At 71.3% G+C, this 14,325-nt stretch carries 11 protein-coding genes and 1 pseudogene; 1 reads left to right on the forward strand and 11 read right to left on the reverse strand.

Annotation, left to right across the window (positions count from 1 at the left end; translation table 11 throughout):
• Positions 1-50: 50 nt before the first annotated feature.
• The 6 genes from AC0666_RS17645 to nrdR form a co-directional block, all read right to left on the reverse strand.
• On the reverse strand, positions 51-968 hold the full coding sequence (locus AC0666_RS17645; RefSeq protein WP_468971351.1) for an ADP-ribosylglycohydrolase family protein: 918 nt from the start codon (positions 966-968) through the stop codon (positions 51-53).
• An 11-nt stretch (positions 969-979) separates the two neighbouring features.
• Entirely contained in the window at positions 980-1,639 is a 660-nt protein-coding gene (locus tag AC0666_RS17650; RefSeq protein WP_361720109.1) for a histidine phosphatase family protein, read from the reverse strand.
• Between the two features lie 72 nt (positions 1,640-1,711).
• Positions 1,712-2,317, reverse strand: a complete 606-nt coding sequence (locus tag AC0666_RS17655; RefSeq protein WP_468971353.1) for a YdbC family protein — start codon at positions 2,315-2,317, stop codon at positions 1,712-1,714.
• Positions 2,318-2,349: 32 nt separating this feature from the next.
• Positions 2,350-3,189 carry an arylamine N-acetyltransferase family protein gene (locus AC0666_RS17660; protein ID WP_468971355.1) on the reverse strand — a complete coding sequence of 280 codons (840 nt, stop codon included), beginning with the start codon at positions 3,187-3,189 and terminating at the stop codon, positions 2,350-2,352.
• A 128-nt stretch (positions 3,190-3,317) separates the two neighbouring features.
• Positions 3,318-6,203: a vitamin B12-dependent ribonucleotide reductase gene (locus tag AC0666_RS17665; protein WP_468971357.1), complete on the reverse strand. Its 2,886-nt coding sequence runs from the start codon at positions 6,201-6,203 to the stop codon at positions 3,318-3,320.
• Positions 6,204-6,336: 133 nt separating this feature from the next.
• Positions 6,337-6,849 (reverse strand): transcriptional regulator NrdR, encoded by a 513-nt coding sequence (gene nrdR / locus AC0666_RS17670; protein ID WP_468971358.1) that lies wholly within the window; start codon positions 6,847-6,849, stop codon positions 6,337-6,339.
• A gap of 466 nt (positions 6,850-7,315) precedes the next feature.
• Here nrdR and lexA point away from each other — a divergent pair, with 466 nt between their 5' ends.
• On the forward strand, positions 7,316-8,107 hold the full coding sequence (gene lexA / locus AC0666_RS17675) for a transcriptional repressor LexA (protein ID WP_356850284.1): 792 nt from the start codon (positions 7,316-7,318) through the stop codon (positions 8,105-8,107).
• 70 nt (positions 8,108-8,177) lie between these two features.
• Here the strand turns inward: lexA and AC0666_RS17680 are convergent, their stop codons facing one another.
• From AC0666_RS17680 to AC0666_RS17700, 5 genes and pseudogenes are all read right to left on the reverse strand, one after another.
• Positions 8,178-10,148, reverse strand: coding sequence for an ATP-dependent DNA helicase (locus AC0666_RS17680; RefSeq protein ID WP_468585250.1), 1,971 nt, complete (start codon positions 10,146-10,148; stop codon positions 8,178-8,180).
• 52 nt (positions 10,149-10,200) lie between these two features.
• Positions 10,201-10,989, reverse strand: a pseudogene (locus AC0666_RS17685) (IucA/IucC family protein); the annotation flags it as partial.
• Entirely contained in the window at positions 10,956-11,117 is a 162-nt protein-coding gene (locus AC0666_RS17690) for a hypothetical protein (protein WP_468971361.1), read from the reverse strand. The pseudogene AC0666_RS17685 and the gene AC0666_RS17690, both read right to left, overlap by 34 nt.
• Positions 11,118-11,235: 118 nt before the next feature.
• Positions 11,236-11,916, reverse strand: coding sequence for a GNAT family N-acetyltransferase (locus AC0666_RS17695; protein ID WP_468971363.1), 681 nt, complete (start codon positions 11,914-11,916; stop codon positions 11,236-11,238).
• Between the two features lie 6 nt (positions 11,917-11,922).
• Positions 11,923-13,848, reverse strand: a complete 1,926-nt coding sequence (locus AC0666_RS17700; RefSeq protein ID WP_468971439.1) for an IucA/IucC family protein — start codon at positions 13,846-13,848, stop codon at positions 11,923-11,925.
• Positions 13,849-14,325: the final 477 nt, after the last annotated feature.

Raw genomic sequence — 14,325 nt, forward strand, 5'->3', positions numbered from 1 at the left:
ACCGTGACAATCACCAGCCCGGTCCCGCGGGCCTGCGACACCCGGGCGCGCTAGCGCGCGGGTGCCTCCGGGAGCCAGGCCGGAAGGGCCTCCGTGCGGGCCAGCCAGGCGGCCGGCAGCACCTCGTCCCCGCGCGCTCCGAGTACCCCGCCGACGATCGCGCAGGTCGTGTCCACGTCCCCGCCGACCTGCGCGGTGGTCCAAAACGCCCGCTCGTAGTCGTCCAGCGAGCGTGCCGCCGACCACAGCGCGAACGGCACCGTGTCGTGGGCACTCGTGCGCCGGCCGCAGCCCAGCACCGCCGCGACGGTGGTCGCGTCGCCGTAGTCCAGCATGTCCCGCGCGCGGCGCAGCCCTGCGCCCACTGCGCTGCGCGGCACCAGCGCGATCACCCCGTCCAGGAGGTCCTCGGCCTTCGGCGGGCCGTCCGGGGCCGCCGCCAGCGCGGCCGCCGCGGCGACGGCCATGGCGCCGCAGACCGCCTCGCGGTGCTGGTGCGTGGTGTAGGCGGAGATCTCCGCCTGGTGGGTGGCCTGCTCCGGGTCGTCTGCGTACCAGGCGCCGAGCGGGGCGATGCGCATGGCCGCCCCGTTGCCCCAGGATCCCTGCCCGTTGAACAGCTCGGCGGCCAGCGTGCGCCAGTCCTGGCCCTCCCGGATGAGGCGCAGCATCCGGTTCACGGCGGGCCCGTACCCGCGGTCGAAGTCGTGGTGGTGGGCGAAGGAGCTCGCCAGTGCGTCCTGGTCGATGCGTCCGTGCTCGGCGAGGACGGCCACCACCGAGCAGGCCATCTCGGTGTCGTCGGTCCACTGCCACGGGTCGGAGCCGACGGGCAGCTCACGCCGCTTGAGCAGGGGGTAGTTCACGGGGACGAAGTACTGGGAGCCCAGGGCGTCACCCAGGGCCAGCCCGCGCAGGCTGGCCACGGCGCGTGCGTAGCGCCTTTCGGAGGAGGAGTCAGCGGTCATCCCGCGTCACTTTAGCCGTCCAGGTCGTAAGGCTCCGGTGTGGTCCAGCGCTCAAACGGGCGGTCGAGCCGGTAGCGGCCGTCCGGGCCGAGCTGGAGCACCCGGAATTCTCCGTTTCCAGGATTGGACAGGCATTCGAATTCTGCCACCGACCAGTGGAACCAGCGCATGCAGAACAGCCGCATCGTCAAGCCGTGCGTGACCAGCAGCACGTTCGGCGGATGGTCGGGGGCCTCGAAGCTGCGGTAGAGGCTTTCGAGGAACGAGCCGACCCGGTCGTAGACGTCGGCGCCCGACTCGCCCTGCGCGAAGCGGTAGAAGAAGTGGCCGTACCGGTCCCGGTACGCCTTCTGCAGGCGTACGTCCTCGTGGTCCTGCCAGTTCCCCCAGTCCTGCTCGCGCAGCCTCGGCTCCTCGCGCATCCGCACGCGGGTGGGGTCGAGGCGCAGGTCGCGGAAGGTCTGCAGGGTGCGGCGGTACGGGGAGACGTACGCGCTGATGCGCTCGTCGCCGAAGAGCTCGCGCAGGCGCACGCCGGCCTCGGCGGCCTGCTCGTGCCCGAGCCGGGTCAGCCGCAGGGCGTGGTCGGGCTCCCGCTCGTACACCGTGTCATCGGCATTTCCCTCCGATTCCCCGTGCCGGACAAGGACGATGCGCCGTGGTCGTACCATTCCACGACCCTATTCGGCCATCGTCGGCCCGGGCGCCCGGGCACGCCGGTCGGCCCTGCGATCGTCGTACGGTCATACCGTCCAGGAGGGTTCGAGGTCGACGACGTCCCCGGTGAGGGCCTCGACGTCGGCCTCCGTCTGGGCGCGCAGCGAGAGCCGCTCGACCCGCTCCTGGCGGTACTTGCCGTGCTCGCCGGCCGCGTGCCACATGGACAGGACGAGGAACTCCCGGCCCGGGGCCTCGCCGAAGAGGCCGCGGATCATTCCGGGAGAGCCGGCCATGGCCGGGTTCCACACCTTCTCCTGCATCAGGGCGAAGTGGTCCACCCGGCCCTCACGCACCCGGGTGTGCGCCACGCGGACGACGTCCGCATCGGTGAAGCGCGGTTCGAAGCCGGTCTTCACATCGAAGCGGTGGTCGAAGAGCGTGACCCGCGCATCGGTGTACGTGCCGCTCTGGGCGGCAGCCAGCCGGTCGTGGGAGCGGGCCATGAAGGAGTCGTAGAAGGACCGGCTCTCCCAGAACGCGAAAACATGCGCGACCCCCTGCCGTCCCCGGCTCCAACCGCCGCCCTGACCCCGGAATCCGGGCTCGCCGGGCAGCCCCGCCCATTTGCGCTGCCCACGCTCGAACCCGCGTCGGTCCGTCACCGTGCAGCGAATCCACTTGACCAGCACTGCGCCATGGTACGGGCCCGGCGCGGCCCCGGTCAGTCCCCAGCGCGGTTGATCCGCTCCAGTTCCTCCGCATCCCGCCCGGACAGCCGAAGCCCGAACTCCCGGTCGAGCAGGGCGAGCAGCTCTGCCGGCTCGACGGACTGCCGCTCGGTCCGCCCGTCGGGATACAGGCGGGTGAGCTCTCGTCCGACGAGCGCCCGGCGGACGGTGCCGCCCGGGAGTTGGACAACGACCTTGCCGAGGAAGGCGGAACGGGGGTGGGAGGAGCTGTAGTGGTTCAGCACGACGTAGTCGACGGGGTGGTAGCGCTGCGGGGAGAACGCGTACAAGTCCCGCCAAGTGCCCTCGCGGAGCAGGGACAGCGCGAGGATGCCGTGCTCCTCCGCGCGGACGGCGTACGTCCACTCGCCCTGCACCACCTCGGCTCCGGGCCGCGCCAGCGGGACCGGCTCGACCGGGCCCTGGTGGCCGAAGCCGGCGTCGCAGAGCCACGGTTCACCCTCGACGGTGACGACGAGGACGGCGTGCGTCACCGCGAGCAGGGAGTCACCCCGGGTGCGGTTGCGGGCGCCGCGCCCGGACACCTCGAAGCCGATCCGCTCCAGGGCAGCGGCGAGCAGCGAGTTCTGCTCGTAGCAGTAGCCGCCGCGGCGGCCGTGCACGAGCTTGCCCTCGATGGCCTTGACGTCCAGCTCGACGGGGCGGCCCAGCAGGACGTCCAGGTTCTCGAAGGTGATGGCACCGGTGTGGGCCCGGTGCACTGCGTACAACGTCGCGAGGTCCGGGCGGAGTTCCCCGTCGCCGCCGACGGGCCCCTCGTACCCGATCCGCGCCAGATAGGCGTCGAGGTCCAGCTCGTCACCGCTCCACATGTTCTCCCCCGCTCCCCTGCACACACCGTCGGACCACCCGACGCCGAAGCGGGGACCGGCACATGGCCGGTCCCCGCTTCGTCAGTATGTCAGCTGCTCAGCAGCCGGAGCCGCCGGAGCCGCCTGCGTCAGCTGCAGCCGCTGGTCGAGCCGCAGCCCTCGCAGATGTAGCAGGAGCCGGCACGCTGCATCTTGGTACCGCACGAGAAGCAGAGCGGGGCGTCCGCGGAGACGCCGAGCTGCATCTCGACCAGTTCGGCGTTGGAGTGCGCCGTCTTCGGGGCCGGGACCGGAGCGGCCTCGACCGGCTTCGGAGCCGGGACCGCGGCCAGCGGGGCCGACTGGGCCAGGGACTCGGTGTCGAGCTCCTCCTCAAGGGGCTCGTACGAGCCGGTCTCCAGGTGGCGCTGACGCTCCTCGGCGGTGTGGATGCCGAGCGCCGAGCGGGTCTCGAACGGCAGGAAGTCCAGCGCCAGGCGGCGGAAGATGTAGTCGACGATCGACTGCGCCATCCGCACGTCCGGGTCGTCCGTCATACCGGCCGGCTCGAAGCGCATGTTGGTGAACTTCGAGACGTAGGTCTCCAGCGGGACCCCGTACTGCAGACCGACCGAAACCGCGATCGAGAAGGCGTCCATCATGCCGGCGAGGGTCGAACCCTGCTTCGACATCTTCAGGAAGACCTCGCCCAGACCGTCGTCCGGGTAGGAGTTCGCGGTCATGTACCCCTCGGCGCCACCGACGGTGAAGGAGGTGGTGATGCCGGGGCGGCCCTTGGGGAGGCGCTTGCGGACGGGGCGGTACTCGATGACCTTCTCGACCGCCGCGCGGATGGTCTCCTCGGTCTTCTCGGTGACCTCGACCTTCTCCTCCTCCTTCTTCTTCGCGGAGAGGGGCTGGCCGACCTTGCAGTTGTCACGGTAGATCGCGAGCGCCTTGACGCCCAGCTTCCACGCCTCGAAGTAGATCTCCTCGATCTCCTCGACGGTCGCCGTCTCCGGCATGTTGACCGTCTTCGAGATCGCGCCGGAGATCCAGGGCTGGATCGCGGCCATCATCCGGACGTGGCCCATCGGGGAGATGGAGCGCTCGCCCATGGCACAGTCGAAGACCTCGTAGTGCTCGGTCTTCAGGCCGGGGGCGTCGATCACGTTGCCGTGCTCGGCGATGTGGGCGACGATCGCCTCGATCTGCTCCTCCTGGTAGCCCAGGCGGCGCAGGGCCTGCGGGACGGTGCCATTGACGATCTGCATCGAGCCGCCGCCGACGAGCTTCTTGAACTTGACCAGGGCCAGGTCCGGCTCGACACCGGTGGTGTCGCAGGACATCGCGAGACCGATGGTGCCGGTCGGCGCGAGGACGGAGGCCTGGGAGTTGCGGAAGCCGTTCTTCTCGCCGAGGCGCAGGACGTCCTGCCAGGCCTCGGTGGCCGCGGCCCAGATCGGGGTGTCCAGGTCGTCGGTGCGCGGAGCCACGGCGTTTGCGTCGGAGTGCTGCTTCATGACGCGCTTGTGGGCCACGGCGTTGCGGGCGTAGCCGTCGTACGGGCCGACGATCGCGGCGAGCTCGGCGGAGCGCTTGTACGCGGTGCCGGTCATCAGCGAGGTGATCGACGCGGCGAGCGTGCGGCCGCCGTCCGAGTCGTACGCGTGGCCCGTGGCCATCAGCAGGGCGCCGAGGTTGGCGTAGCCGATGCCCAGCTGACGGAAGGCGCGGGTGTTCTCGCCGATCTTCTGCGTGGGGAAGTCCGCGAAGCAGATCGAGATGTCCATCGCCGTGATGACGAGCTCGACGACCTTGGAGAAGCGCTCGGCGTCGAAGGACTGGTTGCCCTTGCCGTCGTCGTTCAGGAACTTCATCAGGTTCAGCGAGGCGAGGTTGCAGGACGTGTTGTCCAGGTGCATGTACTCGCTGCACGGGTTGGACGCGGTGATCCGGCCGGACTCGGGGCAGGTGTGCCAGTGGTTGATCACACCGTCGTACTGGATGCCCGGGTCGGCACAGGCCCACGCGGCCTCGGCCATCTTGCGGAAGAGCGCCTTGGCGTCGACCTTCTCGATGACCTCGCCGGTCATCCGGGCGCGCAGGCCGAACTCGGTGCCGTTCTCGACGGCCGTCATGAACTCGTCGTTCACGCGGACGGAGTTGTTGGCGTTCTGGTACTGGACGGACGTGATGTCGTCGCCGCCCAGGTCCATGTCGAAGCCCGCGTCGCGCAGGGCGCGGATCTTCTCCTCTTCCTTCACCTTGGTCTGGATGAAGTCCTCGACGTCCGGGTGGTCCACGTCCAGGACGACCATCTTGGCCGCGCGGCGGGTGGCGCCGCCCGACTTGATCGTTCCGGCGGACGCGTCGGCGCCGCGCATGAAGGAGACCGGACCGGAGGCGTTGCCGCCGGAGCTGAGCAGCTCCTTGGAGGAGCGGATGCGGGAGAGGTTCAGGCCGGCGCCGGAGCCGCCCTTGAAGATCATGCCCTCTTCCTTGTACCAGTCGAGGATCGACTCCATGGAGTCGTCGACGGCCAGGATGAAGCACGCGGAGACCTGCTGCGGCTGGGGCGTTCCGACGTTGAACCACACCGGCGAGTTGAAGCTGAAGACCTGGTGCAGGAGCGCGTAGGTCAGCTCGTGCTCGAAGATCTCCGCGTCGGCAGGGGAGGCGAAGTAGTCGTAGTCCTCGCCGGCCTTGGTGTACGTCTTCACGATCCGGTCGATGAGCTGCTTGAGACCCGTCTCGCGCTGCGGGGTGCCGACCGCACCGCGGAAGTACTTGCTGGTGACGATGTTGACCGCGTTCACCGACCAGAAGTCGGGGAACTCGACGCCGCGCTGCTCGAAGTTGACCGAGCCGTCGCGCCAGTTCGTCATGACGACGTCACGGAGCTCCCAGTTCACCTCGTCGTACGGGTGCACGCCGGGGGTGGTGTGGATGCGCTCGATCCGCAGGCCGCCCTTGGCGGCCTTGGTCCCCTTGGCGCGGGAACCACGTGCCGAGCTGCTCGCCGTCTCTGTCATGCCGCCTGCCTCCCATATGCGGGCAAAAACGCCCTAAAGTGCCAGCGCTATTCCGCGGCACAGTGCTGTGTCTTGTATCTACGTCTCTTCGCCTGGCTGAGCTGACGGGCCGCGCTGCGCTGCGGCCCCCCGGTCAGTCGGCGGCGGAGGCGGGCACGGGGACCGGAGCAGTCCCGGCGGGCTCGCACTCTTCGGGGTGAGGCCGCCGCTCGCGGAGTTCCGCGATGGCGGTCTCGAAGTCTTCAAGGGTGTCGAACGCTTTGTACACGGACGCGAACCGCAGGTACGCGACCAGGTCGAGCTCCTGCAACGGGCCGAGGATGGCCAGACCCACATCGTGGGTGGTCAGCTCGGCGCTCCCGGTGGCGCGCACCGCCTCCTCGACCCGCTGGCCGAGCTGGGCGAGGGCGTCCTCGGTGACCGGCCGCCCCTGGCACGCCTTGCGCACGCCGGAGATGACCTTGGTACGACTGAAGGGTTCGGTCACCCCGCTGCGCTTGATCACCATCAGCGAGGCCGTCTCCACCGTCGTGAAACGACGGGAGCAGTCGGGGCACTGGCGGCGTCTGCGGATCGACGTACCGTCGTCGGTGGTGCGGCTGTCGACGACGCGGCTGTCGGGGTGCCTGCAGAAGGGGCAGTGCATGGTTCCCTCACCCTCCCTCTTGGCACGACTGAATCACTCCTCGGAGCCCCTGAACGACGGAGACGGGCTCTGCCGGGGGCTCGTGGAGCAGCCCCCAGCATATGCGATCCCAGGAGCCCCAGCGGACCCGAGGACCACAACTTCTGGGCGGCCGCGCCCATCCAACCACTAGATCTTGGGTTGTGGTGGATTTACGTGGATCCGCGTGTCGCGGCGGCGGATGCCCGAACCCGGCGGTTTCCGGTGCCACACTGGGCTGAGCGGAAGGCGGCGATCCGACCCGGAAGGGTACCGTAAGCAGCGGAGGCGGGACCGAACCCGCGTTCGGCGGACCGATCGCCCATACACCTCAGCATGCGATCACGTTGGGTGATCTGCGATTTTTCACTCGAACGTGTGTTTGGCGCAACCTTTCGAAAGCAACTACCGTTGTCCAGCTAGGGAGAACATTTCGAGAGGGGCCGACGTGACCACCACCGCAGACAGTGCCGCCATCACTGCCCAGAACCGCTCCCAGAGCCGACTTGAGCCGGTGCATGCCATGAATGACGCAAGCCTGAACCCGGAGGCGGAGCCCGTACGCCCCGCACGCTCGCTGCCAGGGCGACCTCCAGGCATCCGCGCCGACAGCTCCGGGCTCACGGACCGGCAGCGGAGGGTCATCGAGGTCATTCGAGACTCCGTCCAGCGGCGGGGCTACCCGCCGTCGATGCGGGAGATCGGCCAGGCGGTGGGCCTGTCCAGCACCTCGTCCGTCGCCCACCAGCTGATGGCGCTGGAGCGCAAGGGCTTTCTCCGCCGCGACCCGCACCGCCCGCGGGCGTACGAGGTGCGCGGCTCCGACCAGCCGAGCTCGCAGCCCACGGACACCACCGGCAAGCCCGCCGCCTCGTACGTCCCCCTGGTCGGCCGGATCGCGGCCGGCGGTCCGATCCTCGCCGAGGAGTCGGTGGAGGACGTGTTCCCGCTCCCCCGCCAGCTGGTCGGCGACGGCGAGCTCTTCGTCCTCAAGGTGGTCGGCGACTCGATGATCGAGGCCGCGATCTGCGACGGTGACTGGGTCACGGTCCGTCGCCAGCCGGTCGCGGAGAACGGCGACATCGTCGCCGCGATGCTCGACGGGGAAGCCACCGTCAAGCGCTTCAAGCGCGAGGACGGCCACGTCTGGCTGCTCCCCCACAACTCCGCGTACCAGCCGATCCCCGGCGACGAGGCGACCATCCTCGGCAAGGTCGTCGCCGTACTGCGCCGGGTCTGACCCCGCGCCCCCATCCAGCTCCGGGACCCACTGCGCCGGTCCCGGAGCTGCTTTGTGCCCGCCCTTCGGCTCAGGCGCCGTCCGCCTGGGCGGCGGCGTCGATGGCCGCCAGCGAGCGGCGCACCTGGTTGCGGTCGGTGGTGTACCAGAAGTCGGGCAGCGTGGCCCGCAGGAAGCTTCCGTACCGGGCCGTGGCCAGCCGGGGATCCAGCACCGCGACGACTCCGCGGTCACCGCTAGCCCGTACGAGCCGGCCGGCGCCCTGCGCCATCAGGAGCGCCGCATGCGTGGCCGCGACCGCCATGAAACCGTTGCCGCCGTGCTCCTCGACCGACTTCTGCCGGGCGCTCATCAGCGGGTCGTCCGGACGCGGGAACGGGATCCGGTCCATGATCACGAGCTGGCAGCTGGGGCCAGGGACATCGACGCCCTGCCAGAGGGACAGGGTCCCGAACAGGCAGGTCTTCGGGTCCGCCGCAAAGGCCTTGATCAGCTCCCCGAGGGTCTCCTCGCCCTGGAGGAGGATCGGGTGGTCGAGCCGTCCGCGCAGCTCCTCGGCAGCCGCCTTGGCGCCGCGCATGGAGGAGAACAGGCCGAGGGTGCGCCCGCCGGCCGCCTCGATCAGTTCGGCCAGCTCGTCCATCATGTCGCCGCGGGTGCCCTCCCGGCCCGGTGTGGCCAGGTGCTTGGCGACGTAGAGGATGCCCTGCTTGGGGTAGTCGAAGGGGGAGCCGACGTCCAGGCCCTGCCAGGCCGGCGCATCATCCCCCGCCACTCCCTCGGGGGACAGGCCCAGTGAGGCCGCGACCCCGTTGAAGTCCCCGCCCAGCTTGAGGGTCGCCGAGGTCAGGACCACCGAGCGGTCCTCGAACAGCTTCTCGCGCAGCAGCCCGGACACGGACAGCGGGGCCACCCGGAGGGTCGCGCCGAAGCGGTCGTGCCGCTCGTACCAGACGACGTCGAACTCCGAGCCGTTGGTGATCCGCTCCGCCACCGCGTGGACGGTCTCCACCGCGGCAAGGGCCTGCTTGCGGACCGCGTCCTCGTCCTGGACGGACTTGTCGCGGGTGGCTCCGATGGCCGAGATGACATTGCGGGCGGCGTCCCGCAGTGACATGAGCGCGTACCCCAGGTCCTCGGGGATCTCCTCCAGCCGGCCGGGCAGGGCCAGCTCCATGACCCGCTCGAAGGACTCGGCGGCGGTCTGCAGGGAGTCCGCCGTCTTCTCGTCAACCAGCTTGGCGGCGCGCTTCACGGCCCGGTTGACCTGGCCGGGGGTGAGCTCGCCGGTGGCGACCCCGGTGACCCGGGAGACCAGCTCGTGCGCCTCGTCCACAATCAGCACCTCGTGCTGGGGCAGCACGGGCGCGCCTTCGATGGCGTCGATGGCCAGCAGGGCGTGGTTGGTGACGACCACGTCGGCGAGCTTGGCCCGCTCGCGGGCGGCCTCGGCGAAGCATTCGGCCCCGTACGCGCACTTCGTCGCGCCCAGACACTCCCGCGAGGAGACGGAGATCTGGCTCCAGGCCTTGTCGGAGACGCCGGGAGTCAGGTCGTCCCGGTCGCCGGTCTCGGTCTCGTCGGCCCAGTCCCGCAGGCGCAGCAGGTCCTGGCCGAGCTTGCTGGTGGGAGCGGCCGCCTCGAACTGGTCGAAGAGGCCCTCCTCCTCGTCCTGGGGAGCCCCCTCGTGCAGCCGGTGCAGGCACAGGTAGTTCGAGCGGCCCTTGAGCATGGCGAACTGCGGGCGGCGGCGCAGCTGCGGATGCAGCGCCTCCACCGTCCGGGGCAGGTCGCGCTCGACCAGCTGGCGCTGGAGGGCGAGGGTGGCGGTGGCCACGACCACGCGCTCGCCGTGCGCGAGGGCCGGCACCAGATAGCCGAGGGACTTGCCGGTACCGGTACCGGCCTGGATGAGCCGGTGCGTGTTGTCGTCGATCGCTTCGGCGACGGCTTCGGCCATGGCCACCTGGCCGGGCCGCTCCGTGCCGCCGACGGCGGTGACGGCGGCGTGCAGCAGGTCGGGGAGGGAGGGCTTCGTCATAGCACTGCCAACCCTACGGCGCGCCACCGACAGCGACGGCCACCGCGGAGATTCATGGCCGATACAAGGGGTTGGGGACGGTGCCGTGCTGCACGGCGTGCGGGCGGTCGCCGAGGTCCCGGTAGCCGTCCGCGTACAGTCGGTTCCTGTTGAGGCAGAGCCGCCCGATGCGCTCACCGAGCAGGTCGAAGAGCTCGAAGCGGTCCTTGAGCTCGGGGAAACGCGCCTGGTGGCGCAGGATCTCCGCCCGTACGAGGGACCAGAACGCGTCCTCGGGGACGCCGAGGCGGTCCTCGCAGAGGGCGGAGAGGTAGCGGAAGACTCCGACGAACAGGCCGGAGTGGATGTACTGGGGCAGGAAGTCCGTGGGCTTGGTGAGCAGCGCGGCCCCCACATCCGCCGGTACCGGGGCGAGCTCGGGCAGGGGCTCGCGGCTGATGTTGACGTCGTCCACGAAGTCCTTGAGGGCGACCCGCACCGGGACGTCGTGCTCGTCGTGGATCACGGTGGTGTTCTCGCCGTGCGGGGAGAAGACGGTGCCGTAGCGGTAGAGGAAGTGCAGCAGCCGGGGCAGCACGGCGGCGAAGAGCTGCTGCAGCCAGTCCGCGGGGGTGAGGCCGGACCGGGCGACGAGCTCGGCGGTGAAGGAGCGCCCGCGCGGGTCGACGTGGAGGAGCGCGGCGAGGGTGCGGGCCCGCTCGCCGGGTACGAGGTAGCCGGCGAGGGGTTCGCGCCAGATCGCGCCGAGCAGCTCCTTGTACTGGTACGGGGCCTCGGGCAGCGCGTCGTACACGGGGTGGCGGACGGTCACGGAGGCGACCTCGCCGTTGGCGAGGAGGCGGCGGGCGGCGAAGTCCAGTTCTCGCGGTTGAGTTCGGGCGGGGTGCAGGGGTGCTGGGGCGAGGGCGGGACAGCACCGTCCGCGAAGCCGAAGCCGGTGGAGTCGGGAGCGGCGGAGAAATTCTGCACGGCACTCCTCAGGTCGGGAACTGGGCCGGGCGACGTGGAGTTTTCGAAGTGTGGGGCTGGAACGGCGGGCGGGGAGGGGGCGTGGAGCGGTGAGCAGACGGGTGCGCGGGGACGGCGGTCAGATGAGGTTGCGCAGCGCCCGCTCCCGGACCATCAGGGCGGCTCGTTTGCCGGGAAGGTCGAGTTCCGCGGAACAGCGGAAGCCGGAGTTCAGGAAGGCTGATACGGAGGGGGCGTTGCGGATGTCCGGTTCGGCGATGACGCGCGTGCAGCGGGGACGGTTGTCGAGCACCAGGTTGGCGACGGCGCGCAGCAGAGCGGTGCCCAGCCCGCGGCCGCGGTTCGTCCCGTCTCCGATGAGCAGGTGGATACCCGTGTCGTGGGGGCGCGCCGGGTAGTGGCGGGAGATCGGGTCGAGGTCGGCCCGGTAGATCTCCCAGTAGCTCATGGGTGTGCCGTCGAGCAGGCCGAGGCAGGGGATGCTGCGGCCGTCCCCGTCGAGCTGCGTCCGCAGGTGGGCTGCGGTGACGGAGGGGGGACCGGAGAGCTCCCAGTAGGCGGCCACCTCCGGGTCGTTCATCCAGCCGGTGAGCAGGTCCACGTCGCGGTCGAGGTGGACGGGTTCGAGGCGGAAGCGCCCGGCCGGGGTGTCGGCGGCTGACCATGCGGCCGGCGAGTCGAGCAGATCGGCTTCGGCGAGGAGCGGCAGAAGCCCGGCGGTCAGCCGTTGCGCGGCGTCGGCAATGGCGGTGGCCGTAGCGGCTGTGGTGGGGCCGGTGGGGGTTTCGGTGGAGGGCATCGGGGCTCAGTCGTGGAGGGGGTTGGTGACGGTGACATAGACGGACTGGGAGTCGACGGGGCCGACGAGCTCGTCGAGGCCGCCGAGCCGGGTGAGCAGGTTCGCCTTGCAACGCAGGGTGGATGAGTCGAGCAGCTGCGCGGGAACCGGCCCGAGGCCGGAGGCCTTGCCGAGGAACCGGCGGAAGGCGGCGAGCAGGACGCGTTCGTCGGCGAGCCGTTGGGATCCGAAGGCTCCGATGAGACCGAGCACGTTGTTGATGCCGAGGTAGTAGGCGAAGCGTTCGTCGGTGACGGCGTCGGAGACGAAGGTGTCGCTGGCGCTTCCGATGCCGGGAAGCCGGCGCTCCAGCTCTGCGCGGCGGGAGGCGCGGAAGTAGTAGCCCTGGTTGTCGCGGAAGCGGCCGCCGACCGGCCAGCCGGCCGGGTCGAGGAGGACCAGGGTGTTCTGCTGGTGCGCTTCGAGGGCGATGCCGGCGAGCGCGTCGAAGGCGAGGACCGGCAGCACGACGTGGTCGAGGTAGCGAAGGAACCACTCGGCGGCGACGGCGGAGACGGGGCGGCCGGTGGTGGCGGCGAGCCGGGTGACGGTCTCGGCGAGCCGGGAGCGCATGGTGGCCCGGCCCGGCCAGGGGCGGGGCGCGGTGAGTGCGGCGATGCACACGGCGTCGTCGTGAGGGCGGAAGGGGTTGTGTCGCAGTACGGCGTCGAGGCCGGGGACGGGGTTGCCGTCGGGGTCGTCGACGGCGATCCAGGCGGGGTCGCGCACGATGTCGAAGCCGGGGTGAGCCGCCTGCCACTGTTCCGCGAGGCCGGTGCGGAGCAGTCGGTGCACTTCGACGCCGCGGTGGAGTTCCTTGCGGAGGTTCTCGCGGCGGGAGTTGGTGATGCGCAGGCCCAGGGAGAGCTTGAGCATCGCGGGGGCGCCGGGGCGGTGGACGGTGCGGACGGAGGAGGTGGGGTGCCAGGGCTCGCCGTACGGGCCCAGGTCGTGCAGGAGTCCCGCGTCGCGAAGGGCGGCGACGGCGGGGCGCTGGAGCAGGTCGCGCGCCTGCCACGGGTGCAGCGGAAGGGGGGTGGTGCCGTCGGGGAGCGGGAGTCCGGGGGCAAGGCGTCCGAGGAGCCGGGCGGTGGAGACCAGGCGGCCTCGTTCGGTCCAGGCGGAGTCGGTGGCGAGGACGGAGGGGGTGACGGCGAACCAGTGCAGGGGGAAGGAGCCGTGGAGTTCGGGTGAGTAGCGGCGTACTTCGGCCTCGGAGAGTCCCTCACGGCTCTTCGGGTCCGGCTGGAGGGGGTGGCCGAGAAGGAGGGACTGCTCGGCGGTGAGGAAGAGTTCACCGGCGACGGGAGCGGGCGGGGTGGGGCGTTCGCGCCGGTCGGCGATGAACTCGGCGGTGCGGCGCACCGAGTCGGCGACCCGGCCGACGAGGTCGGTTCCGCCGCGGCCGCCGCTGTTGCCCTCGCGGGCGATGAGGGCGGCGAGGGTGACGGCGTCCAGGGCGGGGGAGCCGACGGGCGCGCTTTCGAGGCGGGCGGGCGCGAAGCGGTGCCAGCCGGTCGGGGACCAGTACCGGACGGCGACGAGCAGGGCGGTGCCGGATGCGGGGAGGGGGATGCGCAGAAGGGTTCCGACGGGCCCGTCAGGCCGGCCGATACCCCGCTCGCGGACCCAGCACCGCAGCAGGTTCTCGACGGTCGCGGCCTCGGCGGCGACGGCCGGGTCCGGGTGGTCCAACAGGTCGGGCAGCAACGCGGGTTCGGGTCCGGCGGGGCCCGCGGTGCCGGTCCGGGGGCGGAGCGTGCCGTCTTTCTGCCGGGGCACGGTGGGGCCTGTTTCGGCCGGCCACGCGGTGGCCGGGAGCTGGGAGGGCAGCCAGTCGGCGGCGGCCTGCCCGCCCGCCCTGCCCGCCCCGGCCGCCTCCTGCGCACCCAGGGCCGGGCCGGGCGGTGCTGGCTCGGGGGCGCTCCCGCCCGGGGCGAGGCCGGAGGGCGCCGGCTCCGGGGCGCTCCCACCCGGGCCCGGGACTGCCGCCCCGGTCGCGTCCGCCCGCACGTGGCCCGCGGACCGCAGCCCCCGCACCGGGTCACCGCTGCCTGCCTCCCCTCCCGCCCCAGTGCCGGCCAGCTCCGGCGTGCCGGTGTGGGCGGGGTGGGCGGGGGTGGCCGGGTGATCCGGCGTGCCGGGGAACAGGGCAGTGGGGGTGCTCGCGTGCTCCGGGCTGACCGGGGACAGTTGGGCGGGGGCGCTCGCCTGCTCCGGACCGGCTCGGAACGGCCGGGCGGGGGTGTTGGCGTGCTCCGGGCTGGCCGGGGACGGGTGGGCGGGGGCGCTCCCGTGCTCCGGGGTGTCGGGGAACGGGGCGGCGGGGGTGCTGGCGTGCTCCGGGGGGCCGGGGAACACGGCCGTTGG

It is taken from the genome of Streptomyces sp. NPDC043680 (genome assembly GCF_056436685.1).

What these genes read in the sequence shown, in the direction of transcription:
- AC0666_RS17645 (WP_468971351.1), bottom strand. Translation starts at nt 968, where the DNA reads ATGACCGCTGACTCCTCCTCCGAAAGGCGCTACGCACGCGCCGTGGCC.
- AC0666_RS17650 (WP_361720109.1), bottom strand. Translation starts at nt 1,639, where the DNA reads ATGGTACGACCACGGCGCATCGTCCTTGTCCGGCACGGGGAATCGGAG.
- AC0666_RS17660 (WP_468971355.1), bottom strand. Translation starts at nt 3,189, where the DNA reads ATGTGGAGCGGTGACGAGCTGGACCTCGACGCCTATCTGGCGCGGATC.
- AC0666_RS17665 (WP_468971357.1), bottom strand. Translation starts at nt 6,203, where the DNA reads ATGACAGAGACGGCGAGCAGCTCGGCACGTGGTTCCCGCGCCAAGGGG.
- nrdR (WP_468971358.1), bottom strand. Translation starts at nt 6,849, where the DNA reads ATGCACTGCCCCTTCTGCAGGCACCCCGACAGCCGCGTCGTCGACAGC.
- AC0666_RS17680 (WP_468585250.1), bottom strand. Translation starts at nt 10,148, where the DNA reads ATGACGAAGCCCTCCCTCCCCGACCTGCTGCACGCCGCCGTCACCGCC.
- AC0666_RS17695 (WP_468971363.1), bottom strand. Translation starts at nt 11,916, where the DNA reads ATGCCCTCCACCGAAACCCCCACCGGCCCCACCACAGCCGCTACGGCC.